This is a genomic window from Kocuria rosea subsp. polaris, from assembly GCF_001483755.1.
In the GTDB taxonomy this organism is placed as follows: domain Bacteria; phylum Actinomycetota; class Actinomycetes; order Actinomycetales; family Micrococcaceae; genus Kocuria; species Kocuria cellulosilytica.
Genome location: NZ_LQBK01000009.1, coordinates 1 through 24,561, shown reverse-complemented (window position 1 = coordinate 24,561; position 24,561 = coordinate 1). Strand labels below are relative to the sequence as shown.

At 71.6% G+C, this 24,561-nt stretch carries 16 protein-coding genes and 1 tRNA gene; 15 read left to right on the top strand and 2 right to left on the bottom strand.

Annotation, left to right across the window (positions count from 1 at the left end; translation table 11 throughout):
• The first annotated feature begins 43 nt into the window (after window positions 1-43).
• The 6 genes from trpA (at window position 44) to AVL61_RS06925 (ending at window position 10,441) form a co-directional block, all read left to right on the top strand.
• On the top strand, window positions 44-847 hold the full coding sequence (gene trpA, locus AVL61_RS06950; RefSeq protein ID WP_231738316.1) for a tryptophan synthase subunit alpha: 804 nt from the start codon (window positions 44-46) through the stop codon (window positions 845-847).
• Between the two features lie 80 nt (window positions 848-927).
• Window positions 928-1,815, top strand: coding sequence for a prolipoprotein diacylglyceryl transferase (gene lgt, locus AVL61_RS06945; RefSeq protein ID WP_058873636.1), 888 nt, complete (start codon window positions 928-930; stop codon window positions 1,813-1,815).
• A gap of 306 nt (window positions 1,816-2,121) precedes the next feature.
• Entirely contained in the window at window positions 2,122-6,792 is a 4,671-nt protein-coding gene (gltB, locus tag AVL61_RS06940) for a glutamate synthase large subunit (RefSeq protein ID WP_058873635.1), read from the top strand.
• Window positions 6,785-8,248 (top strand): glutamate synthase subunit beta, encoded by a 1,464-nt coding sequence (locus tag AVL61_RS06935; protein ID WP_058873634.1) that lies wholly within the window; start codon window positions 6,785-6,787, stop codon window positions 8,246-8,248. The genes gltB and AVL61_RS06935 overlap by 8 nt, the downstream gene beginning before the upstream one ends.
• Before the next feature lie 241 nt (window positions 8,249-8,489).
• Window positions 8,490-9,968 carry a pyruvate kinase gene (pyk, locus tag AVL61_RS06930; RefSeq protein ID WP_058873633.1) on the top strand — a complete coding sequence of 493 codons (1,479 nt, stop codon included), beginning with the start codon at window positions 8,490-8,492 and terminating at the stop codon, window positions 9,966-9,968.
• Between the two features lie 14 nt (window positions 9,969-9,982).
• The gene (locus AVL61_RS06925) at window positions 9,983-10,441 is read left to right on the top strand and encodes a PaaI family thioesterase (RefSeq protein ID WP_058873747.1); all 459 of its coding nucleotides are present in this window, start codon (window positions 9,983-9,985) and stop codon (window positions 10,439-10,441) included.
• 81 nt (window positions 10,442-10,522) lie between these two features.
• Here AVL61_RS06925 and AVL61_RS06920 read toward each other — a convergent pair.
• Window positions 10,523-10,606: transfer RNA gene (locus tag AVL61_RS06920), tRNA-Leu, on the bottom strand.
• Between the two features lie 262 nt (window positions 10,607-10,868).
• On the opposite strand from AVL61_RS06920, the gene AVL61_RS06915 reads away from it, so the two are divergent.
• The 4 genes from AVL61_RS06915 to rpsA all read left to right on the top strand — a co-directional run bounded on the left by AVL61_RS06915 (window position 10,869) and on the right by rpsA (window position 17,532).
• Entirely contained in the window at window positions 10,869-11,444 is a 576-nt protein-coding gene (locus AVL61_RS06915; RefSeq protein ID WP_058873746.1) for an ANTAR domain-containing response regulator, read from the top strand.
• 64 nt (window positions 11,445-11,508) lie between these two features.
• On the top strand, window positions 11,509-14,397 hold the full coding sequence (gene polA, locus AVL61_RS06910; RefSeq protein WP_058873632.1) for a DNA polymerase I: 2,889 nt from the start codon (window positions 11,509-11,511) through the stop codon (window positions 14,395-14,397).
• Window positions 14,398-14,459: 62 nt separating this feature from the next.
• Window positions 14,460-15,872 carry a GNAT family N-acetyltransferase gene (locus AVL61_RS06905; protein WP_058873631.1) on the top strand — a complete coding sequence of 471 codons (1,413 nt, stop codon included), beginning with the start codon at window positions 14,460-14,462 and terminating at the stop codon, window positions 15,870-15,872.
• Window positions 15,873-16,044: 172 nt separating this feature from the next.
• Window positions 16,045-17,532 carry a 30S ribosomal protein S1 gene (gene rpsA / locus AVL61_RS06900; protein ID WP_058873630.1) on the top strand — a complete coding sequence of 496 codons (1,488 nt, stop codon included), beginning with the start codon at window positions 16,045-16,047 and terminating at the stop codon, window positions 17,530-17,532.
• 111 nt (window positions 17,533-17,643) lie between these two features.
• Here the strand turns inward: rpsA and AVL61_RS06895 are convergent, their stop codons facing one another.
• Window positions 17,644-18,363, bottom strand: a complete 720-nt coding sequence (locus tag AVL61_RS06895) for an IMPACT family protein (protein WP_058873629.1) — start codon at window positions 18,361-18,363, stop codon at window positions 17,644-17,646.
• A gap of 101 nt (window positions 18,364-18,464) precedes the next feature.
• Here AVL61_RS06895 and AVL61_RS06890 point away from each other — a divergent pair, with 101 nt between their 5' ends.
• The 5 genes from AVL61_RS06890 to AVL61_RS06870 all read left to right on the top strand — a co-directional run bounded on the left by AVL61_RS06890 (window position 18,465) and on the right by AVL61_RS06870 (window position 24,522).
• Window positions 18,465-20,186 carry an alpha-amylase family protein gene (locus AVL61_RS06890; protein WP_058873628.1) on the top strand — a complete coding sequence of 574 codons (1,722 nt, stop codon included), beginning with the start codon at window positions 18,465-18,467 and terminating at the stop codon, window positions 20,184-20,186.
• A 44-nt stretch (window positions 20,187-20,230) separates the two neighbouring features.
• A complete protein-coding gene (gene coaE / locus AVL61_RS06885; RefSeq protein WP_058873627.1) occupies window positions 20,231-20,848 on the top strand; it encodes a dephospho-CoA kinase in 618 nt (205 codons plus the stop codon).
• 163 nt (window positions 20,849-21,011) lie between these two features.
• Window positions 21,012-22,769, top strand: a complete 1,758-nt coding sequence (locus tag AVL61_RS06880; protein ID WP_058873626.1) for a BCCT family transporter — start codon at window positions 21,012-21,014, stop codon at window positions 22,767-22,769.
• A 159-nt stretch (window positions 22,770-22,928) separates the two neighbouring features.
• The gene (locus AVL61_RS06875; RefSeq protein ID WP_058873625.1) at window positions 22,929-23,198 is read left to right on the top strand and encodes a hypothetical protein; all 270 of its coding nucleotides are present in this window, start codon (window positions 22,929-22,931) and stop codon (window positions 23,196-23,198) included.
• 208 nt (window positions 23,199-23,406) lie between these two features.
• A complete protein-coding gene (locus AVL61_RS06870) occupies window positions 23,407-24,522 on the top strand; it encodes a type I restriction endonuclease (protein WP_058873624.1) in 1,116 nt (371 codons plus the stop codon).
• Window positions 24,523-24,561 lie beyond the last annotated feature (39 nt).

Sequence of the window (24,561 nt, the reverse complement as noted above, 5' to 3'; positions counted from 1 at the left end):
CACCCGACACGAGACCTCCGGGGCGGACCTCGCCTCCCGCATCCTGCCGCCGGGCCTGAGCGCCGACCCGGACTCGCGGCTCTCCGCCCGCCTCGCCGAGTGCCGCGCGCAGGGCCGGCCGGCCCTGGTGGGCTACCTCCCGGCGGGCTTCCCGACCGTGGAGGAGTCCATCGAGGCGGCCGTGGCCCTGGGCACCAACGGCGCGGACGTCATCGAGATCGGCATCCCCTACTCGGACCCCGTCATGGACGGGCCGGTGATCCAGCACGCGACGACGACGGCCCTGGCCAACGGCTTCCGGGTGGCCGACGTGTTCCGGGTGGTCCGCGCCGTGGCCGAGCGCACCGACGCGGTGCCCGTGGTGATGACCTACTGGAACCCGGTCCTGCAGATGGGCGTGGACACCTTCGCCCGGCGGCTCGCCGAGGCCGGGGGAGCGGGCATGATCACCCCGGACCTGATCCCGGACGAGGCCGCCGAGTGGTTCGCCGCGTCCCGGGCCCACGGCCTGGACCGGATCTTCCTGGTGGCGCCCTCCTCCTCCCGGGAACGCCTCGACCTCGTGGTCAAGGCCGCGAGCGGCTTCGTCTACGCGGTTTCCGTGATGGGCGTCACGGGGGCCCGGGACGCCGTCTCCGACGTCGCCGAGCAGCTCGTCGCCGACACGCGCGCGGCCGGCGCGCAGCACGTCTGCGTGGGCCTGGGGGTCTCCCGCCGGGAGCACGTCGAGGAGATCGGCGCGTACGCGGACGGTGTCATCGTGGGCACCGCGCTCGTGCAGGCGCTGGCCGACGGCGGCCCCGAGGCCGTGGGCGCCCTGACCCGGGAACTGGCCGGGCGCTCCTGATAGCGTGACCGGGCGGCCCCGCCCCTGCACGGGGGCCGGGCCGCCCGTCCCGACGACCCCACGAGCCGAGGCCCCACCGCATGCTGCTGAGCGCCGTTCCCCCCGTGCCCGCCCTGATGAGCGCCCCGCTCCGGCAGGGCATCCCCTCCCCGGACTGGTCCGGCTTCTCGGTCGGCCCCCTGACCGTGCACGCCTACGCCCTGTGCATCCTCCTGGGCATCGCGGCCGCGCTGTGGCTGACCACGCGCCGCTGGGCGGCCCGGGGGCTGGACCCGGAGATCGTGTGGGACATCGTGATGTGGGCCGTGCCCGCCGGGATCGTGGGCGCCCGGGTGTACCACGTGCTGATCACCGACCCGGCCGGCTACTTCGGCCCGGGCGCCGACCCCCTCGACGCGCTGCGGATCTGGGAGGGCGGCCTCGGGATCATGGGGGCCGTGGCGTTCGGGGCCCTCGCCGCGTGGTGGGTCTGCCGCCGGCACGGGATCCCCCTGGCGGTCTTCGCCGACGCCGCCGCCCCCGGGCTGCTGCTCGCCCAGGCGATCGGCCGCTGGGGCAACTGGTTCAACCAGGAGCTGTTCGGGCGGCCCACCACCCTCCCGTGGGGGCTCGAGATCGACCCCTCCGGCGCGAACTTCCCCGCCGGGCTTCCGGCGGACACGCTCTTCCACCCCACGTTCCTCTACGAGTCCCTGTGGAACCTGCTCGGCGTGGTGCTGCTGCTGGCGCTGGACCGGAGGTTCCGCCTGGACGGGGGCCGCCTGTTCGCCCTCTACCTCGTGCACTACGGCCTCGGGCGGATGCTCATCGAGCTGTTCCTGCGGATCGACCCGGCCCTCATGGTGCTGGGCCAGCGCGTGCACGTGTGGACCTCCCTGGGGCTGGTCCTGCTCGGGCTGACCCTGTTCGCGGCGGTCGTGCTCCGCCGCCGCCGGGCCCGCGGCGCCGTGGGGGCCGCGCACGCCTGAGCACCGCACCGGGAGCCGGGATCCAGTACCTGGCCCGGGAGTTTTCAGAGCTGTAACATCTGAGTGCTAGATTTCTCTGGCGCCTGACCGGCGGACGGGTGAACCACGTCCGCCGCCTCCGGTGCACGCCACGATCGTCCACCGCCGGACCTTCCTGGAACGGGGCCCTTCCGCCGCCCGGCACCTCCACGACCACTGCTCGAGGACGCCGGGGGCAGCTCACGATCCGGCGGCACCTCCCGACCGGAGCCCTGCCGCGGGGGGCCGCTCCTGTTGACCGCATCCCATGGTGAGGAGACGTCAGTCATGACCTCTACCCCGGCCGGCACCCCCGGTGACAATTCTGCCCAGGACGGCACGGACCCGCGTCCGGCCGCTCCTGCCGAGACCGCTCAGGAGCAGGCGACGTCCCCGTTCGAGCAGTTCTCGAACGCGCCCGAGGAACAGGGCCTCTACCACCCGGACGAGGAGAAGGACGCCTGCGGCCTGGCCGTGGTCGCGACCCTCAACGGCACCCCCAGCCACGAGATCGTCGACGCCGCGCTGACGGCGCTGCGCAACCTCGAGCACCGCGGCGCCGTGGGCGGCGACGAGGGCACCGGTGACGGCGCCGGGCTGCTGACGCAGCTGCCGGACGCCTTCTTCCGCGCCGTGCTGGACTTCGAGCTGCCGCCCCTGGGCGGCTACGCCGTGGGCACCGCCTTCCTCCCGCACGGCGGGGAGAACGCGGAGCGGGTCCAGGCCGCCCTCGAGGAGCTCGCGCGCTCCGAGGAGCTGCAGGTCCTCGGCTGGCGGCCCGTCCCCGTGGCCGAGTCCGTGGTGGGCCGGTCGGCGCTCGAGGTGATGCCGTACTTCGTGCAGCTCTTCGTGGCCGAGACCGTGCCGGAGCCCGCGGACGAGGCCGCCCGGCGGCGCCTGGACCAGAAGGCGTTCCGGCTGCGCAAGCGCGCCCAGAACCGGGCCGGCGTGTACTTCCCCTCGCTGTCCTCCCGCACCATCGTCTACAAGGGCATGCTCACCACCCAGCAGCTCGAGCCCTTCTACCCGGACCTCTCCGACGACCGGTTCAGCACCGAGCTCGCGATCGTGCACTCCCGGTTCTCCACCAACACCTTCCCCTCGTGGCCCCTGGCCCAGCCCATGCGCACGCTCGCGCACAACGGCGAGATCAACACCGTCAAGGGCAACCGGAACTGGATGCGCGCCCGCCAGTCGCAGCTGAAGTCCCCGCTGCTGGGCCGCAGCCCCGAGGAGCTGTTCCCCATCTGCTCGGAGGGCGCGTCCGACTCGCAGTCCCTGGACGAGGTCGCCGAGCTGCTCGTGCTCTCGGGCCGGCCCGTCACCCAGGCCATGATGATGATGATCCCGGAGGCCTGGGAGAACCACGAGACCATGGACCCCGCCCGGAAGGCGTTCTACCGCTACCACGCCTCCTTCATGGAGCCGTGGGACGGCCCGGCCGCGGTGGCCTTCACCGACGGCGTGCAGGTCGGGTCGCTGCTGGACCGCAACGGTCTGCGCCCCGGCCGCTTCTGGGTCACGGACGACGGCCTGGTGGTCTTCGCCTCGGAGGTCGGCGTCGTCGACGTCGGGGACCGCAAGATCGTGCGCAAGGGCCGCGTGTCCCCGGGCACGATGTTCCTCGTGGACACCGCGCAGGGCCGGATCGTCGAGGACGCCGAGATCAAGGCCCAGATCGCCTCGGCCGCCCCGTGGGAGGAGTGGGCCGACGGCAACATCGTCGACATCAGCGACCTCCCCGAGCGCGAGCACATGGTCCACCCGCGCTCCTCCATCACCCTGCGGCAGAAGACCTTCGGGTACACGCAGGAGGAGCTGAAGATGATCGTCGGGCCCATGGCGGCCAAGGGCGCCGAGCCCATCTACGCGATGGGCACCGACACCCCGATCGCCGTGCTCTCCGAGAAGTCGCGCACCCTGTTCGACTACTTCGTGCAGTCCTTCGCCCAGGTCACCAACCCGCCGCTGGACGCCATCCGCGAGGAGCTCGTCACGAGCCTGCGCGGCTCCGTGGGGCCCTCCGGGAACCTGCTGACCACCGAGCGGGTGCGCACCCGCCAGATCGCGGTGGACTTCCCGGTGATCGACAACGACCAGCTGGACCAGTTCCTGCACATCGAGGGCGAGGACGGGATGCCCGCGGCCCTCAAGGTGCGGGGCCTGTACCGGCCCGACGGCGGCGCGGAGTCCCTGCGCGCCCGGATCGCGGAGATCTGCGAGAAGGTCTCCGCGGCCGTGGCCCGCGGCGTGGAGTACGTCATCGTCTCCGACCGCGACTCCAACGGCGCGTGGGCGCCCATCCCCTCCCTGCTGCTGACCTCGGCCGTGCACCACCACCTCCTGCGCTCGGCGACCCGCACCAAGGTGGCGCTGATCGTGGAGGCCGGCGACGTGCGCGAGGTCCACCACGTGGCCCTGCTCATCGGCTACGGCGCGTCCGCGGTGAACCCGTACCTGGCGATGGAGTCCGCGGAGGAGCTCGTGCGCTCGGGCGACCTCACCGGCATCACCACCGAGCACGCCGTGCACAACCTGATCAAGGCCCTGGGCAAGGGCGTGCAGAAGATCATGTCCAAGATGGGCATCTCCACCGTGTCCTCCTACTGCGGGGCCCAGGTCTTCGAGGCGCTCGGCCTGTCCCGGGAGCTCGTGGACGACTACTTCACCGGCACCCACACCCAGATCGGCGGCATCGGCCTCGACGTGATCGCGGAGGAGACCGCGTTCCGCCACCGCCGGGCCTACCCCTCCGACGGCGTGACCGAGCCCTACCGGGACCTCGAGACGGGCGGCGAGTACGACTGGCGCCGGGACGGCCCGCCGCACCTGTTCAACCCGCAGACCGTCTTCCGGCTGCAGCACGCGACCCGCACCGGCCGCTACGACATCTTCAAGTCCTACACGAAGCTCGTGGACGACCAGACGAAGAAGCTGCTGACCCTGCGCGGGCTGCTCGGCTTCTCCTCGGACCGCAAGCCCGTGCCGCTCGAGGAGGTCGAGCCCGTCAGCTCGATCGTCAAGCGCTTCCAGACGGGGGCCATGAGCTACGGCTCCATCTCCCAGGAGGCCCACGAGACCCTGGCCATCGCCATGAACCGGCTCGGCGGGAAGTCCAACACCGGTGAGGGCGGCGAGGACGTCGACCGGCTGCTGGACCCGCGCCGGCGCTCGGCGATCAAGCAGGTGGCCTCCGGGCGCTTCGGCGTCACGAGCCTGTACCTGACCAACGCCGACGACATCCAGATCAAGATGGCCCAGGGCGCCAAGCCCGGCGAGGGCGGCCAGCTGATGGCGCAGAAGCTGTACCCGTGGATCGCCCAGACCCGCCACTCCACCCCGGGCGTGTCCCTGATCTCGCCGCCGCCGCACCACGACATCTACTCGATCGAGGACCTGGCGCAGCTGATCTACGACCTCAAGCGGTCCAACCCGCGGGCCCGCGTGCACGTGAAGCTGGTCTCCGAGATCGGCATCGGCACCGTGGCCGCCGGCGTCACCAAGGCCAAGGCCGACGTGGTGCTCGTCTCCGGGCACGACGGCGGCACGGGCGCCGCCCCGCTGAACTCGCTCAAGCACGCCGGCGCCCCGTGGGAGCTCGGCCTCGCCGAGACCCAGCAGACGCTGATGCTGAACGGGCTCCGGGACCGCGTGGTGGTCCAGGCGGACGGGCAGATGAAGACCGGCCGGGACGTGCTGGTCGCCGCGCTGCTCGGCGCGGAGGAGTTCGGCTTCGCCACGGCCCCGCTGATCGTCGAGGGCTGCATCATGATGCGCAAGTGCCACCTGGACACCTGCCCCGTGGGCGTCGCCACCCAGAACCCGGAGCTGCGCAAGCGGTTCACGGGCAAGGCGGAGCACGTGGTGAACTTCTTCGAGTTCATCGCCGAGGAGGTCCGGGAGTACCTGGCGCAGCTTGGCTTCCGCTCGATCGAGGAGGCCGTCGGCCACGCCGAGGTCCTCGAGACCAAGGACGCCATCGCGCACTGGAAGGCGCACGGGCTGGACCTCTCGCCGGTCCTGCACTCCACGGTGCTCGAGCACCGGGGCGCGGCCGTGCGCAACATGCGCGGCCAGGACCACGAGCTGGAGAAGCACTTCGACAACGAGCTGATCCGGCTCTCCCGGGCCGCCCTGGAGAAGCGCGAGCCCGTGCGGATCCAGCAGCACATCATCAACACGGACCGCGCGGTCGGCACGATGCTCGGCCACGTGGTGACGCGCACGTTCGGCACGGACGTGCTCGCCCACGACACGATCGACGTGACGCTCACGGGCCAGGCCGGCCAGTCCCTCGGCGCGTTCCTCCCGCAGGGCATCACCCTGCGGCTCGAGGGCGACGCCAACGACTACAGCGGCAAGGGCCTCTCCGGCGGGCGGATCATCGTGCGCCCCGAGCGGGACGCGGTGTTCGAGGCCTCCGAGAACGTCATCGCCGGCAACGTCATCGGCTACGGCGCCACGAGCGGGGAGATCTTCCTGCGCGGCACCGTGGGCGAGCGGTTCCTGGTGCGCAACTCGGGCGCCACCGCGGTGGTCGAGGGCATCGGGGACCACGGCTGCGAGTACATGACGGGCGGCACCGCCCTGGTGCTCGGCCGCACCGGGCGCAACTTCGGCGCCGGCATGTCCGGCGGCGTCGCCTACGTGATCGACCTCGCCGAGACCTCGGTCAACAGGCAGGCCCGGGACAGCGGCGAGCTCCAGCTGCTGCCGCTGGACGAGGCGGACGCCGAGGCCGTCCTGGCGCTCATCACGAGGCACGCCGAGGAGACCGGCTCCGAGCTCGCGGACCGGCTCCTGGCCGACCCGGTGGCCACGCTCGGGCGCTTCACCAAGGTCCTGCCGCGGGAGTACGCCGCCGTGCAGGGCATCCGCGAACAGGCCCGGAGCGAGGGGCAGGACCCCGACGGCGACGAGGCATGGCACAAGATCCTGGAGGTGACGACCCGTGGCTGATCCGCGCGGTTTTCTGAAGGTGACCGAGCGCGTCGACCGCCCCAAGCGGCCGGTGCCCGTCCGGATCATGGACTGGAAGGAGGTCCAGGAGGCCCAGGACCGGGGGGTGCTGCAGAAGCAGGCCGGCCGGTGCATGGACTGCGGGATCCCCTTCTGCCACGAGGGCTGCCCCCTCGGCAACCTCATCCCCGAGTGGAACGACCTCGTGTGGCGGGGCCTCGACGCCGAGGCGGTCGAGCGGATGCACGCCACCAACAACTTCCCGGAGTTCACCGGGCGGGTCTGCCCGGCGCCGTGCGAGTCCTCGTGCGTGCTCGGCATCAACCAGCCCGCGGTGACCATCAAGCAGATCGAGTACTCGATCGGCGAGATGGGCTTTGACGAGGGCATCATCCGGCCGTTCGTCCCGCAGCGCCTGGTCGGCAAGACCGTGGCGGTCGTGGGCTCCGGGCCCGGCGGCCTCGCGGTGGCCCAGCAGCTGACCCAGGCCGGGTTCACGGTCGCGGTCTACGAGCGCGACGACCGGATCGGCGGGCTGCTGCGCTACGGCATCCCCGACTTCAAGATGGAGAAGGAGGTGCTCGACCGCCGCCTGGACGTGATGCGCGCCGAGGGCACCCGCTTCCGGCCGGGGGTGGAGATCGGCAAGGACATCACCTGGGACCAGCTCAAGCGCCGCTACGACGCCGTGGTGGTCGCCACCGGCGCCACCCGGCCGCGGGACCTGCAGATCCCCGGCCGGGAGCTCGACGGCGTCCACTTCGCGATGGACTACCTGGTGCAGGGCAACCGCGTGGTGGCCGGGGACGAGGTCGAGGACCAGATCTCGGCGAAGGGCAAGCACGTCATCGTGCTGGGCGGCGGCGACACCGGCTCCGACTGCATCGGCACCGCCAACCGGCAGGGCGCGGCGTCGATCACGTCCCTGGCGATCGGGCGCCAGCCGGCCGCCGACCGCTCCGACGCCGACCCGTGGCCCATGATGCCGAAGGTCTTCGAGGTCTCGACCTCCCACGAGGAGGGCGGAGACCGCACCTACCTGGCCTCCACCGTGGAGTTCGTGGGGGAGGACGGCCGGCTCACCGGGCTGAAGGTCGCCGAGACCGAGTACCTGCCCGACGGCCGGCGCGCACCGAAGGAGGGCACGGAGCGGGTGATCCCGGCGGACCTGGTCTTCCTGGCGCTGGGCTTCACCGGCAACGAGTCCGAGGACATCACCGAGCAGATCGGCGCCGAGCTGGACGGCCGGACCAACCTGGCCCGCGACGACCGCTACATGACCAGCGTGGACGGCGTGTTCGCGTGCGGCGACGCCGGCCGCGGCCAGTCCCTGGTCGTGTGGGCGATCGCCGAGGGCCGTGCCTGCGCGGCGGCCGTCGAGCGCTTCCTCATGGGCTCGACCCGGCTGCCGGAGCCGGTGGCCCCCACGGACCGGGCCATCGACCTCAGCCTGTAGCACGGCGCCACAGCACCACAGCACCACAGCACCACAGCACCACGGCGCGGGCCGCGCCCCCTTCCCACGGAGGGGGCGCGGCCCGCGCCGTCGCACGTCCGGCGCCGGGCGGGGACCCGCCCGCCTCGACACCGGCGGCGGCGTTGGTAGGCTGGACACGACCTCCCCGCCCCCGGGCGCCCCCGGCCGCAGTGCTGTGCACGTCCTCCCCGGTGGCACCCCTCGACCCAAGGCGGCACACATGCGACGAGCTAAGATCGTGGCCACGATCGGCCCGGCCATCTCCTCGTACGAGAACCTCTCCCAGGCGATCCGGTCCGGCATGAACGTGGCCCGGCTCAACATGAGCCACGGCGACCACTCCGTGCACGACGCGTCCTACGAGAACCTGCGGCGCGCCTCGGCGGACGCCGGGCAGACGGTCGCGATCCTCGCGGACCTGCAGGGGCCGAAGATCCGGCTCGGCCGCTTCGCGGATGGCCCCCACGAGCTGCTGCCCGGCGACGAGTTCTCGATCACGGTCGACGACGTCGAGGGCACGCCGAGCCTGTGCTCCACCACGCACAAGGGCCTGCCGGGCGACGTGAACGTGGGCGACCCGCTGCTCATCGACGACGGCCGGGTGGCTCTGCGCGCCACCGCCGTCTCGGACACCACGGTGACCACCGAGGTGGTCGTGGGCGGGCCGGTGTCCAACAACAAGGGGATCAACCTGCCGGGCGTGGCCGTGAACGTCCCGGCCCTGTCCGACAAGGACGAGGACGACCTGCGCTGGGCCCTGCGCCGCGGCGTGGACCTCATCGCCCTGTCCTTCGTGCGCGACGCCAAGGACATCGTTCGGGTGCACGAGATCATGGACGAGGAGGGCCGGCGGCTGCCGGTGATCGCGAAGATCGAGAAGCCGCAGGCCGTGGACTCCCTGCACGAGATCATCGACGCGTTCGACGGCATCATGGTGGCCCGCGGCGACCTCGGCGTGGAGCTGCCGCTGGAGCAGGTGCCGATCGTGCAGAAGCGCGCCATCGAGCTGGCCCGGCGCTGGGCCAAGCCCGTGATCGTCGCGACCCAGGTGCTGGAGTCGATGATCGACAGCCCGCGCCCCACCCGGGCCGAGGCCTCCGACTGCGCCAACGCCGTCCTCGACGGCGCGGACGCGGTCATGCTCTCCGGGGAGACCTCGGTGGGCAAGTACCCGATCGAGACCATCGAGACGATGGCCCGGATCATCGAGGCCACCGAGTCCCAGGCCCTCGAGCGCGTGCCCGCCCTGGGCACGGAGCCGCGCACCCGCGGGGGTGCGGTGACCCGCGCGGCGGTGACCATCGCCCGGCAGCTCGACGTCAGCTACCTCTGCACGTTCACCCAGTCCGGGGACTCCGCCCGCCGGCTGTCCCGGCTGCGCCCGTCCCACCCGATCCTCGCGTTCACCCCGGAGCCCCTGGTGACGGCGCTCATGTCCCTGCTGTGGGGCGTGCAGCCCATCCAGGTGGCGAAGGTCGACCACACGGACGACATGACCCGGCAGGTGGACCTGCACCTGCAGGAGCAGGGCCTGGCCGGCAAGGACGACATGGTCGTGATCTGCGCCGGCTCGCCCCCCGGGGTCGCCGGCACCACCAACCTCGTCAAGGTCCACCGCGTGGGCGACGTCGCGGACGCCGGTGAGCTGCTCAGCGGCCGGCGGCAGCGCGAGCACGTGGGACCGTGGCGCGAGTCCTGACCGGGCCGGCCGGCATGACCCCCGAGGAGCACTCCCGGGACCTGCGCGAGCACGGGGTCCCGGAGGAGCTGCACGCCGCCTTCCCCGGCCACGGGATGGGCGGGCTCGCCCGGGCGATGGGCATCCGGTTCACGGAGCTCACGCCCGGGCGGTCGGTCGCCACGATGCCGGTCGAGCCGAACACCCAGCCGGGCGGGATCCTGCACGGGGGAGCGCACTGCGTCCTGGCCGAGACGCTCGCCTCCACGGCGGCGAGCGTGCACGCCGGTCCGGGGCGGTACGCCGTGGGCGTCGACGTCAACGCCACGCACCAGCGCGGCGTGGCCTCCGGGACGGTCACCGGCACGTGCACCGCGCTGCACCTGGGCGCCACGCTCACCGTGCACGAGGTCGTGATGACCGACGAGCGGGGGCGGCGGCTGTCCACGGCCCGCGTCACCAACCTGGTGCGGGAGCGGGGCCCCGCGGCCTGACCGCGCGGGGCGGCCGCACGGACCGGCGGGGCGGACAGGAGGGGTGGTACGAGAAGACCCCGGACCGTCGGTCCGGGGTGCTGGTGCCCAAGGTGGGACTCGAACCCACACTCCAGGGGAACCGCATTTTGAGTGCGGCGCGTCTGCCAATTCCGCCACTTGGGCCCGCGGTCGCAGTCCGCGCCGCCTCGGGAGGGCGGCTCCTGCGCTCGACCACTGTACAACAGTTATAGGCTGGGGCTGATCGGGCGCAACGCGCGGTGCCGGGGATCCGGGCGCCGCCGGCACCGAGACCCCCGTGGCCCGCGCGCGCGGGCCAGGACGCACCAGCAGCCAAGGAGACAGCGTGACGGAGCAGCCGAATCCCACCCCGGCCGAGGACCCCGGGGCCCGGGAGGACCTCCCCGGCGAGGCGGCGGACAGCGACCTGCGCCCGGCCCGCCGGGTGGTGGTCGCCGAGGACGAGACCCTGATCCGCCTGGACATCGTGGAGATGCTCCGGGACGCCGGCTACGAGGTGGTCGCGGAGGCCGAGAACGGCCAGCGCGCCGTCGAGCTCGCCCGCGAGCACCGCCCGGACCTCGTGCTCATGGACGTGAAGATGCCGGTCCTGGACGGGATCACCGCGGCGGAGCAGATCGCCTCCGACCGGATCGCCCCGGTGGTCCTGCTGACCGCCTTCAGCCAGCGGGAGCTCGTCGAGCGGGCCCGGGAGGCGGGGGCGATGGCCTACGTGGTCAAGCCGTTCACGGTGGACGACCTCGTGCCCGCCATCGAGATCGCCATCTCCCGGGCCGAGGAGATCGCCGCGCTCGAGCGCGAGGTCTCGGACATGAAGGAGCAGTTCGCCACCCGCAAGCTCGTGGAGCGGGCGAAGTCGCTGCTGACCACCAAGATGGGCCTCACCGAGCCCGAGGCGTTCCGCTGGATCCAGAAGACCTCGATGGACCGCCGGCTGTCTATGCGCGAGGTCGCCGAGGCCATCATCAACCAGGTCGCCTGACCGGCCCGGGCGACCCGCCCGCCCGGGCCCCCGGGGCGCCCGCCCCGGGCCCTAGGATGGTCGGGTGAGTGAAACGACGCAGCAGACGCAGCCCGACGCGACCCCTGAGACCGCCGTGCGCACGGTGACCGTCGGGACCGAGACCGACCACCCCGTCGACGTCGAGATCCCCCTTCCGGTCTCCCGGCCCGACCGGAAGCTGCTGCTGGTGGACGGCCACTCCCTGGCCTTCCGCGCGTTCTTCGCGCTGTCCCGCGCCGCGGAGTACGGCGGCGGGCCGGCCTTCGTGACCTCCGACGGCCGGCACACCGAGGCCGTCTACGGCTTCGTGAACACCCTCGTGAAGCTGGTGCGGGAGCAGAAGCCCACGCACCTGGTGGTCTCCTTCGACCTGGAGGGTCCCACCCTGCGCTCCCAGGAGTACGAGGAGTACAAGGGCGGACGGGACGAGACGCCCGAGGAGTTCCACGGCCAGGTCCCGCAGATCCGCCGGATCCTCGACGCCCTGGGCGTGCCCGTGGTCACCGCCGAGGGCCACGAGGCCGACGACGTCCTGGCCACCCTGGCCCGCCGCGGCGCCGAGCAGGACTACGAGGTGCTCGTCTTCTCCGGGGACCGGGACGCCTTCCAGATGATCGACGAGCACGTCACGGTCGTCTATCCCGGGCGCACCCCGTCCGACCTCAAGCACATGGACGCCGCCGCCGTGGTGGAGAAGTACAAGGTGCCGCCGCGGCACTACCCGGACCTCGCAGCGCTCACCGGCGAGCAGGCCGACAACCTCCCGGGGGTCCCGGGCGTGGGGGCGGGCTTCGCCGCCAAGTGGATCCTCGCCTACGGCGGCGTCGACACGATCCTCGCGCACGCGGACCGGGTCAAGGGCAAGAAGGGCGAGGCGCTGCGCGAGCACCGCACGGCGGTCGAGCGCAACCGGCGGCTCAACCGCCTGGTCACCGACCTCGGGCTGGAGATCGACCTCGCCGAGGCCGGGCTGCCCGTGCCCGACGCCGAGGCCGTGCGGGAGGTCTTCGACGACCTCGAGTTCGGCGACGGCCTGCGCAACCGGCTCTTCGACGCCTTCGGCCGCCCCGCGGAGGAGGCCGCGCCGCCGGCCGACCTGGGCCTCGGCGAGATCGGGCGTCCCGGCACCGCCGAGGAGCTGGAGCGGTGGCTGGCCGACGGCCAGGACGCCGTGGTGCTGCACGCCCTGCACCGCGAGGACGACCCCGTCCTGCCCGGCGCCCGCGAGCTCTCCGGCCTGGTCCTCGCCCGCGGCGAGGACCGGCCGGCCGCGCTGTTCCTCGACCTCGCGGCGGCGGACTCCGCGCTGGAGTCCGCGCTGGCCCGCTGGCTGGCCGACTCGGACCGGCCCAAGATCGTGGACGGGGTCAAGGACGTCTGGAAGTCACTCGCGGTGCGCGGGCTGCCGCTGGCCGGAGTCGTGGACGACCCCCAGCTCTCGGCCTACCTGCTGCAGCCCGCCCGGCGCAGCTACGAGCTCCCCGCCCTGCTCGAGGACCGGCTGGGCCTGGCCGTGGCGCCCGCGGCGGACGGCTCCGCCGCGGAGGGCCAGCAGCAGCTCGCCCTCGACGAGCAGCCCTGGCCGGCGCCGGCGGTGCTGCGGCGGGAGGCGGAGCTGGCGGTCGCGGCCGTGCAGCTGTCCCGGCACCTGCGGGAGAAGCTGGCCGAGACCCACCAGACCGCCCTGCTCACGGACCTCGAGCTGCCCCTGGCCGTGGTGCTGGGCCGGATGGAGCTCGCCGGGATCGCCGTGGACCCCGAGGGGGTGCAGGTCCTGCTCGACGACTTCGCCCGCGTGATCGAGCAGGCGCAGCAGGAGGCGCACGCCCAGATCGAGGAGCCGGTGAACCTGGGCTCCACCAAGCAGCTGCAGCAGGTGATGTTCGAGGAGCTGGGGCTGCCGAAGACCAAGAAGATCAAGTCCGGCTACACCACGGACGCGGACGCCGTGGCGGAGCTGCTCACCCGCACCGACCCGGACTCCCGGGGCCACCGCTTCCTCGCCGGCCTGCTGGCCTACCGGGACGCCAACAAGCTCCGCCAGACCGTCGAGGGCCTGCAGAAGGCCATCGCCGAGGACGGCCGCGTGCACACCACCTACATGCAGAACGTCGCCGCCACCGGCCGGCTGTCCTCGACCAACCCCAACCTGCAGAACATCCCGGTGCGCACCGAGGAGGGCCGCCGCATCCGCGGGCTCTTCGTCGTCGGGCGCCCCGAGGACGGGCGGGACTACGACCAGCTGCTGACCGCCGACTACTCCCAGATCGAGATGCGCATCATGGCGCACCTGTCCGGGGACGAGGCGCTGATCGAGGCGTTCCGCAGCGGCGAGGACCTGCACCGCTTCGTGGGCGCCAAGATCTTCGGCGTGGCACCCGAGGAGGTCACCGCCCCCATGCGCTCCAAGGTCAAGGCCATGAGCTACGGGCTGGTGTACGGGCTGAGCTCCTTCGGGCTCTCCAAGCAGCTGCGGATCCCCGTGGACGAAGCCCGCACCCTGATGAGCGACTACTTCACCCGGTTCGGGGCGGTGCGCGACTACCTGCGCGGGGTCGTGGAACAGGCCCGCGAGGACGGGTACACGGCCACGATCGACGGCCGGCGCCGGTACCTCCCGGACCTCTCCAGCGACAACCGGCAGCTGCGCTCCATGGCCGAGCGCGCCGCCCTCAACGCCCCCATCCAGGGCTCGGCCGCGGACATCATCAAGAAGGCGATGCTCGGCGTGGACCGGCGCTTCGCCGACGAGGGGCTCGGCTCGCGGATGCTCCTGCAGGTCCACGACGAGCTCGTGGTGGAGGTGGTCCGCGGAGAGCGGGAGACCGTGGAGCGGGTGCTGCGCGAGGAGATGGGCGGCGCCGCCGAGCTGTCCGTGCCGCTGGAGGTCAACGTCGGCGCGGGCCGCTCCTGGCACGAGGCCGCCCACTGACCGGCCGGACCGGCGCACCCGCCGGCCCGCCGCCCGATCCCACCGCGAACGAGGAACACGCCATGGACCCCCTGCACGACGCTCCGACGACACCGTCCACCCCCGGGACCGTGACCGAGTCCTACTCGGCGAACGGGCACGACTACACCTTCGCGGAGTTCGGCGTGGGCCCCGGGGGCGTCGCGGCCAATCCGGCGGCCGTGGAGTGGGTGAGGGCCATCCGGCAGGGCTTCCACCAGGCGGAGCCGACCGACGAGACCCTCGAGCGCACCCTGTCCTGGATGCACGCCGAGCGGGTGCGGCTGCGGGGGGCGTACCCCCACGCCGTGCCGGAGGCGGCGCTGCCCACGCAGCGGCCCGTGGCGACCTTCACCTCCTGGGAGGGCTCGCTCAACGCCGGCCGCGGCCGGCTGCTGCGCGCCCGGCTCATCTCCGAGGTCACCGTCCGGCCCACGCACAGCCGCCGCGGGCTGCTGCGCCGGCTCATGACGGGGGAGCTCGACCGCGCCCGGCGGGACGGCTACCCCGTGGCGCTGCTGACCGCGACCGAGGCCACCATCTACGGCCGGTTCGGCTTCGGCGCGGCCACGTTCAACCGCGAGGTCACCGTGGACGCCACCACCCGCCTGCAGCTCAAGGCGCCCACCGTGGGCAGCGTGGAGATGGCCGACGGCGAGGCGGTGCGCCGGCTCGCCCCCGTGCTCTTCCAGCGCTTCCACGAGAGCTCGCACGGGTCGGTGAGCCGGGTGGCCTACCACTGGCCCGAGTACACGGGGGAGTACGCCATCACCCCCCAGAAGGCGGACCCGGAGGTGCGCTGCGCCGTGCACTACGACGACGGGATGCGCCCGGACGGCTACGTGACCTACCGGTTCGAGCCGAACACGTCCTACCCGCTGACCCTGACGGTGCTCGACCTCGTGGGCGCGTCCCCGGACGTGTCGATCGCCCTCTGGGAGTTCGTGACGTCCCTGGACCTCGTGGACCAGGTGCGCTTCGGCCGCGCCCCCGTCGAGGACCCGCTGGTGTGGGCGATGGCGGACCGCGCCAAGTACCGCGTCACCGCCGAGTCGGACAAGGTGTGGGTGCGGGTCCTGGACCCGGCCGCCGCGCTGGTCGCCCGCCCGTACACCCCGCGCGGGCGGATCGTCATCTCCCTCGTGGACTCGATGGGCTACGCCGACGGCGTCTGGGCGCTGGACACCACCGGCGGGACGCCCGTGGTCGAGCGGCTCCGCGACCGGCCCCGCACCGCCGACGACGAGGCCGGGCGGTCGGTGCCCGCGGTGGAGCTGCCCGACGGCGCGGACGTGGCGATGCGGGTGGACGTGCTGGGGTCCCTGTACCTCGGGGCGGTGAAGGCCAGCACCCTCGCGCAGGCCGGGCTGATCGTGGCCCGGGACGAGGACGCGCTGCGGGACCTGCAGGACTTCATGGAGACCCCGACCGCCCCGTACGGCGTCACACAGTTCTGAGCCGGACCCGCGCGGCGGGGCGCGTGTTGCTTCCTTTTTCCCTCGTCCGTAGACTGACCCGGTGCGTGCTCTGCACGTGCCCTGTCCAGCAATCCTTCGGAACGGCCGCGGTCCGGCCGGACAATCTCCGTTCCGACTGATCACGAACTATCCACATCGGAGCCCCTACTACATGACCACCACCACCCCGCAGGTTGCCGTCAACGACATCGGGTCCGCGGAGGACTTCCTCGCCGCTGTCGACGCGACCATCAAGTACTTCAACGACGGCGACCTCGTCGAGGGCACCGTCGTCAAGGTCGACCGCGACGAGGTCCTTCTCGACATCGGCTACAAGACCGAGGGCGTCATCCCGTCCCGCGAGCTGTCCATCAAGCACGATGTCGACCCGGACGAGGTCGTGACCGTGGGTGATGAGGTCGAGGCTCTGGTCCTCACCAAGGAGGACAAGGAAGGCCGCCTGATCCTGTCCAAGAAGCGGGCTCAGTACGAGCGCGCCTGGGGCGACATCGAGAAGATCAAGGAGGACGACGGCGTCGTCACCGGCACCGTCATCGAGGTCGTCAAGGGCGGTCTCATCCTCGACATCGGCCTGCGCGGCTTCCTGCCCGCCTCCCTCGTCGAGATGCGCCGCGTGCGCGACCTCGCGCCGTACATCGGCCAGCAGATCGAGGCGAAGATCATCGAGCTGGACAAGAACCGCAACAACGTGGTCCTGTCCCGCCGCGCCTGGCTCGAGCAGACCCAGTCCGAGGTCCGCTCCAACTTCCTGCACAAGCTCGAGAAGGGCCAGGTCCGCACGGGCACGGTCTCCTCGATCGTCAACTTCGGCGCCTTCGTGGACCTGGGCGGCGTCGACGGCCTGGTGCACGTCTCCGAGCTGTCCTGGAAGCACATCGACCACCCCTCCGAGGTCGTCGAGGTCGGCCAGGAGGTCACGGTCGAGGTCCTGGACGTCGACATGGACCGCGAGCGCGTCTCCCTGTCGCTGAAGGCGACCCAGGAGGACCCCTGGCAGCTGTTCGCCCGCACCCACGCCCTCGGGCAGGTCGTGCCGGGCAAGGTCACCAAGCTCGTCCCCTTCGGTGCGTTCGTGCGCGTCGAGGACGGCATCGAGGGCCTGGTGCACATCTCCGAGCTGGCCCAGCGCCACGTGGACATGGCCGAGCAGGTCGTCTCCGTGGGCGACGAGCTGTTCGTCAAGGTCATCGACATCGACCTGGACCGCCGCCGGATCTCGCTGTCGCTCAAGCAGGCCAACGAGGGCGTGGACCCGGACTCCACCGAGTTCGACCCGGCCCAGTACGGCATGGCCGCCGAGTACGACGAGCAGGGCAACTACAAGTACCCCGAGGGCTTCGATCCCGAGACCAACGAGTGGATCGAGGGCTACGAGACCCAGCGCGCCGCCTGGGAGCAGCAGTACGCCGACGCCCAGTCCCGCTGGGAGGCGCACAAGGAGCAGGTCCGCAAGTCGATCGCCGAGGACGCCGAGGCCGCCGCGGGCGGCACGACGAGCTCCTCCTCGTCGTCGTCCTCCTCCTCCGCGTCCACGCCGGCCCCGACCAGCTACTCCTCCGAGGCCCCGGCCGCCGACTCCGGCACCCTGGCCTCCGACGAGGCCCTGGCCGCTCTGCGCGAGAAGCTGACCGGAGCCTGATCCGACCGGTACCGCCGGGCCGTTCCGCACGGCACGGACCACGACGGCCCCCGCCCCTTCGCAGGGCGGGGGCCGTCGTGCTGTCCGGGGTCGCCGGGCCGGCCGCGCCGTTCAGGGCCGGTGGCCGGCGGGGGAGTCGAGCCAGTCCGTGCCGACGGGGCGCAGGACCCCGGCGCCGGAGGTCAGCGAGGCCACGCGGGAGTGCAGCGCGGCGACGGCCGCGTCGTCGTCGGGCAGGGCGAGGCCCAGCTCCGCGCCGGCCGCCCCGTAGGCGGTGTCCAGGACCGTGGTCCCGGCCGAGCGCAGCTCGTGCTCGAGCCGGCCCGCGTCCGCGTGGGACGCCGGCAGCCGGTAGAGCCGCTGCCGGCGACGGACCACCAGGGAGGCCCCGTCGAGGGCCTGGGACACGGCCTCGGAGTAGGCGCGGACCAGCCCGCCGGCACCGAGCAGGGTGCCCCCGAACCACCGGACCACCACGGCGCTCACGTCCGAGAGGTCGGTGACGTCACGGCCCTGCGCGTCCGTGGCCGTGCGGCGCAGCACGAGGGCCTCGAGCATCGGCAGGCCCGCGGTGCCGGCGGGCTCGCCGTCGTCCGAGGAGCGCTGCACGTCCCGGTCCGGGCCCAGGACGAACGCCGAGCAGTGGTGGCGGGCGTCGTGGAAGCCACGCCGCAGCTCCTCGACCAGGGCCCGGGCCTCGGCCTCCGTGGACGCCCGCCGCGCCACCGCCAGGAAGCGGGAGCGCTTGACCTCCAGCTCGGCCACCGCCTCCGTGCCCGCGGCGAGGGTCGTGTGCCGGGTGGCGCGGCTGAGCAGGGGGTCCGGGTCCATGGTCCTCACTCTAGGCCGCGCCCCCGTGCCCTCGACGGAGCCGGGGCGGGGTGCTAGACAGGAGGGCATCCACCATCCGGGGAGCAGCCGAGGGAGCAGACATGCGCATCGCCGACACCTCCGACCTCTGGTGGAAGCAGGCGGTCGTCTACTGCGTGGACGTCGAACGGTTCCTGGACACGGACGGGAACGGCACCGGGGACATCGCCGGGCTCGCCGAGCGGGTGGACTACCTGGCGGAGCTGGGCGTCACCTGCCTGTGGCTCATGCCGTTCTATCCCACGCCGAACCGGGACGACGGCTACGACGTCACGGACTTCTACGGCGTCGACCGGCGCCTGGGCAGCTTCGGCGACCTCGTGGAGCTCGTCCGCACGGCCCAGGACCGCGGTCTGCGGGTCATCGCCGACCTCGTGGTCAACCACACCTCCGACCAGCACCCGTGGTTCCAGGCCTCCCGCTCGAGCACGGACAACCCGTACCGCGACTACTACGTGTGGCGTGCCGACGAGCCCCCGGACACGTCCGAGAAGGCCGTGTTCCCCGACAAGGAGGGCGGCATCTGGACCCGGGAGGAGGCCACCGGGCACTGGTACCTGCACCGCTTCTACCGCCACCAGCCGGACCTGAACCTGTCCCACCCCAAGGTGCGGGACGAGATCGCCAAGGTGGTCGGCTTCTGGCTGCACCTGGGCCTGGACGGCTTCCGCGTGGACGGGATCCCGCAGCTGCTCACCCTGGGGCAGGGCGACGACTTCGAGAACCGGGGCGGGTTCACCGAACCGCACGCGTTCCTGCGCTCGCTGCGCAAGTTCATGAACCGCCGCAACGGCAGGGCCGCCCTGCTGGGCGAGGTCAACCTGCCCTACCAGCAGCAGCTCGAGCTGTTCGGCACCGAGGACGCGGGGGAGCTGACCATGATCTTCGACTTCGTGGCCATGCAGCAGCTCTACCTCTCGCTGGCCCGCCAGGACGCCGGCCCGCTGGCGAGCGCCCTGAAGAACCGGCCGTCCATCCCGCAGGACGCCCAGTGGGCCAACTTCGTGCGCAACCACGACGAGCTCACCCTCGACCAGCTCTCCGGGGCCGAGCGGGAGGAGGTGTTCGCGGCCTTCGGGCCGGAGGAGCGGATGCAGGTCTACGGCCGGGGCCTCACGCGGCGGCTGCCGCCCATGCTGCAGGGGGACCGGCAGCGCATCCGGATGGTCTACTCGCTGCTCTTCTCGCTGCCGGGCACCCCGGTGCTGTACTACGGCGAGGAGATCGGCATGGGCGAGAACCTCGCCGCCGAGGGGCGCATGGCGGTGCGCACGCCCATGCAGTGGACGTCGGGGCGCAACGGGGGCTTCTCCTCCGCCGCCGCCGACGAGCTCTCCGCGCCCGTGGTCGAGGGGGAGTACGGGCCCGCGCACGTGAACGTGGCCGACGCCAAGCGGGACCCCGGCTCCCTGCTGCACTTCGTCACCGCCCTGACCCGCCGCTACCGGGAGTGCACCGAGCTGGCCTGGGGCGCCGCCGAGGTCCTGGACCAGCCGCGCCGGGGGGTGCTCGCCCACCGGTGCGCGTGGGAGGGCTCCGCCGTCGTCGCCCTGCACAACTTCTCCCCGGAGCCGACCACGGTGCCGCTGCGGCTGCCGGACGAGAAGGAGGGCACCGTGCTGCTGGACCTGCTGGCGGACGGCAGGTGCGCCCTCGATGCGGACTCGTCGGCGGAGCTGGCGCTCGAGGGCTACGGCTTCCGCTGGCTCCGGGTGCAGCGGGAGCACGGGCCCGGCACGCTGCCGGACGTCATGACCACCGTGGCCGGGGCCGGGGAGCCGTGAGCGCCCGGCGGCCCCCGCGCGGGACCGGCCGCTAGCATGGTCCCATGCTGACCATCGGACTCACGGGCGGGATCGCCTCGGGCAAGTCCACGGTCTCCCGGCGGCTCATGGAGCTCGGGGCCACCGTGATCGACGCCGACGCGATCGCGCGGGCCCTGCAGGAGCCCGGCGCTCCCGGCCTGGACGGGATCGTCGAGGAATTCGGTCCCGCCGTGCTGACCCCGGACGGCCGCCTGGACCGGGCGGCGCTCGGCGCCCGGGTGTTCGCGGACCCGGAGGCGAGGCAGCGGCTCAACGCGATCATCCACCCCCTCGTCCGGGCGGAGGCCGAACGGCTCGCGGCCGCGGCCGGCGAGGACGCGGTCCTGGTCGAGGACATCCCCCTGCTCGTGGAGACCGGCCAGCACGGGCGCTTCGACCTCGTGCTCACGGTCCAGGCCCCGGTGGAGGAGCGCGTGCGGCGGATGGTCGAGGACCGTGGGATGACGGAGGCGGACGCCCGCGCCCGGATCGCGGCCCAGGCCACTGACGAGGAGCGGGCGGCCGTCTCCAGCACCGTGCTCGTCAACGACGGCTCCGTGCAGCGGCTGCTGGACCGTGTCGACGCGTGGTGGGAGTGGCACGTGGAGCCGCGCCTGTCCTCCACGCCGTCCGGACCGTGACTCTCCACTGTTCGGTGACCAGAGGGTAGGGTCGAACCAACCGAAGCGCGAGACCGACGCGCGAGACCGAATCGCACCACCGAATCGCACCACCGAAGCACACAACCGAGACACGGCGGCCGTCCGCTCGTCCGAGGCCGGGGGCAGCCGGGGAGGCACGGCCATGCTGAACAGACTGCACGACTCCATGCGACTACGGACCAGCCCCACCATCTTCTTCGGCTCCGCCCTGGTGATCATCGTCTTCGTGGTGATGACACTGGTGTTCACGGACTTCATGGACGCAGTCTTCGCGGACGGGTCCAGCTGGGTCATCGACCAGCTCGGCTGGTTCTACATCCTGGGCGTGACGGTCTTCCTGCTGTTCCTCGTCTACCTCATGGTCAGCCGCTTCGGGCAGGTCCGGCTCGGGGCCGACGACGAACGGCCGCATCACTCCAACCTGTCCTGGTTCTCGATGCTCTTCGCCGCGGGCATCGGCACGATCCTCATGTTCTGGGCCGTGGCCGAGCCCGTGAACCACTTCGCGAACCCGCCGCGGCAGGGCGTGGAGCCGGCGTCCATGGAGTCCGCGACCGAGGCCATGGGCTTCACGCTCTACCACTTCGGCCTGCACACCTGGACGATCTTCACGCTCCCCGCGCTGGCCTTCGGCTACTTCATGTACAAGCGCAACCTGCCGCCCCGGGTGAGCTCCATGTTCCAGCCGCTGCTGGGGCACCGCATTCACGGACCGATCGGGCGGGCCATCGACATCCTGGCCATCGTGGGCACCCTGTTCGGCGTGGCCGTCTCCATCGGCCTCGGCACCATGCAGATCAACAGCGGTCTCGCCCGGCTCTTCGGGATCTCGGAGTCCGCGCTGTCGCAGATCCTCATCATCACCGCCGTGAGCCTCGTCGCCTCGATCTCCGTGGCCCTCGGCCTCGACCGGGGCATCAAGCGGCTGTCCAACACCAACATCCTGCTCGCGATCGGCCTGCTCGTCTTCATCCTCATCTCCGGTCCCACCGTGCTGATGCTCAAGGGCATGGTCGAGTCCGCCGGCACCTACGTGTCGATGCTCCCGCAGCTCGCCTTCTGGAACGACGCCTTTGCCGACACCGGGTGGCAGAGCGGCTGGACCGTCTTCTACTGGGCGTGGACGATCACCTGGTCCCCGTTCGTGGGCATCTTCATCGCCCGCATCTCCCGCGGCCGCACCATCCGCCAGTTCGTCTCCGGCGTGCTCGCGTTCCCCACGCTGTTCTCCGTCATCTGGTTCGGCATCTTCGGCATGGGCGTGTTCAACATCGAGCTCAACGGCGACGGCGGGCTCGTCGAGGCCGTGGTGGACGAGGGCGACATCCCCGGGGCGATGTTCGTCTTCCTCGAGAACTTCCCGTTCTCCACCGTCACCTCCGCCCTGGGCGTGCTCATCGTGGTGCTGTTCTTCATCACCTCGATCGACTCCGCCGCCCTGGTCATGGACACCATGGGCAGCGGGCACGAGGAGGAGTCCCCGGTCCACCAGCGCGTGTTCTGGGTGATCGCCATCGGGCTCATCGCGGCGATCCTGCTGACCGCCACCGGCGCCACCGGCCTGGCGGCGCTGCAGAACGTGGCGATCCTCATCGGACTGCCGTTCTTCGTGCTGGGGTACGTGATGATCTACTCCCTGCTCAGAGCCCTGCGCGAGGACGCGGGGGAGGTGGGCGTGCTGCCCACCCGCCAGTGGCGCCGCGTGCTCCCGCCCGAGGAGTTCCACCGCCGCACCTCCACCGGGGCCGAGGTGGACGAGGAGATCGTCGTGGCCCCGGACTACGTGCACGGTTCCGAGCCGGCCAACGCCCCAGCCATCGAGCACCCGGAGCAGCCCGTCTACGTGCGGGAGTACCGCACCAGCACAGGATCGCTCAAGAAGGTCCGCGACATCGAGTAGCGGCCGCGGACGGAGCGCACCGAGCGGGCCCACCGGCGTCTCCTGCAGGCGGGCCCGCTCCGTTCATCTGCTCCGTTCATCCGCTCCGCGCATCCGGGCCCGGGACCCGCCCGGGCGCTAGACTGGTGACCACCATCACAATGGGCAACGGGGGACGTCATGGCGAGGAACAGGCAGAAGACCAACCAGGACGGCGAGCAGCAGCACCGCATCCTCGACCGGCTCAACGCCATCGCGATGCGCGTCTACGGGCCCGGGGACCGCCTGGCCCAGACGCAGGAGGGCGAGCGCATGAGCGACGCCGCGGAGACGTGGTACCAGGAGGTCCAGGAGCACTTCTACGTGGAGAAGGACGAGCACGGCAACGAATACCTCTACCACCGGGACGACTCCGGGGAGGGCACCAACACCGGCAGCTCGCGCAACTGACCCGCGGACAGCAGGGCGGGGAGCCTCATCGAGGCTCCCCGCCCTGCTGTCCGCGGTCGGGGCCTCGGCGAGGCCACCCCTCGTGCCGATCGCGCAGGGCCGGTGCACTTCACGATGGAGCAACAAGGGCGGCCGAGTGCGCAACAGGGCCTGCTGTAATGCCATGCTGTGTACTAATGCGAATGCATGTCGACCCAGAGGAGGAGTCGTGGAGTTTCCGGAGCGATTGACGGCACTCGCCCACAAGGTGGCGCAGCAGAAGGAATCCCTGGAGACGGAGGAAGCGACGAAGAACGCGTTCGTGATGCCCTTCATCTCGACGATCCTGGGCTACGACGTGTTCAACCCGCTGGAGGTCGTGCCGGAGTTCACCGCGGATGTGGGGGTGAAGAAGGGCGAGAAGATCGACTACGCCATCGTGCACGACGACAAGGTGCAGATGCTGGTGGAGTGCAAGCACGTGGGCGCCCCGTTGAAGCTGGAACACGCCTCACAGTTGTTCCGGTACTTCGCGGTGACCAACGCGCGCATCGCGATCCTCACCAATGGGGAGGTCTACCACTTCTACACGGACCTGGACGCACCGAACAAGATGGACGCCAAGCCGTTTCTCGTCCTGGATCTGGCCGACATCGACGCCACCCTGATCCCCGAACTGCAGAAGCTGTCCAAGGAGGTCTTCGACCTCGACTCCATCATCAGTGCCGCCGGCGAACTGAAGTACATCGGGTCCATCAAGCGCGAGATCGCCGCGCAGTTCAAAGAACCCGATGTGGAGTGGGTACGCTTCTTCACCACCAAGGTCTACGAGGGCGCCTTCACCCAGAAAGTACGGGACCAGTTCACTCCGCTGGTGGCCAAGGCCGCCCAGCAGTTCCTCAACGAGCAGGTGAACAACCGACTGACCACCGCCCTGGGCGTCGGCAGCGCACCCGCGTCCGTGGCCATGGCGGACACCCCGGCCGAGGCGGTGCAGAGCGAGGACGCGGTCGAAAAGGATCTGCGGGAGTCCAGCGACGGGGTGGTGACGACCATCGAAGAGCTGGAGGCCTTCCAGATCATCCGCGCCATCGTCTGCGCCCAGGTGAAGCCCCAGCGCGTCGTCTACCGTGACGCCAAGTCCTATTGCGCAGTCCTGTTGGACGACAACAACCGCCGGTCCATCGCGCGACTCCACTTCAACACCGGGCAGAAGTACATCGGGCTCTTCGACGAGGACAAGAAGGAAACCCGGCACCCGATCGACGGGCTCGAGGACATCTTCCAGTTCAGCGACGAGCTCCGCGGCACGGTGGAGCGATACGTCGGTGCAACGGTCTCCTAGATGAGTAATTCCAAGGGGTGGGGGTCTTGGCGGGATGGG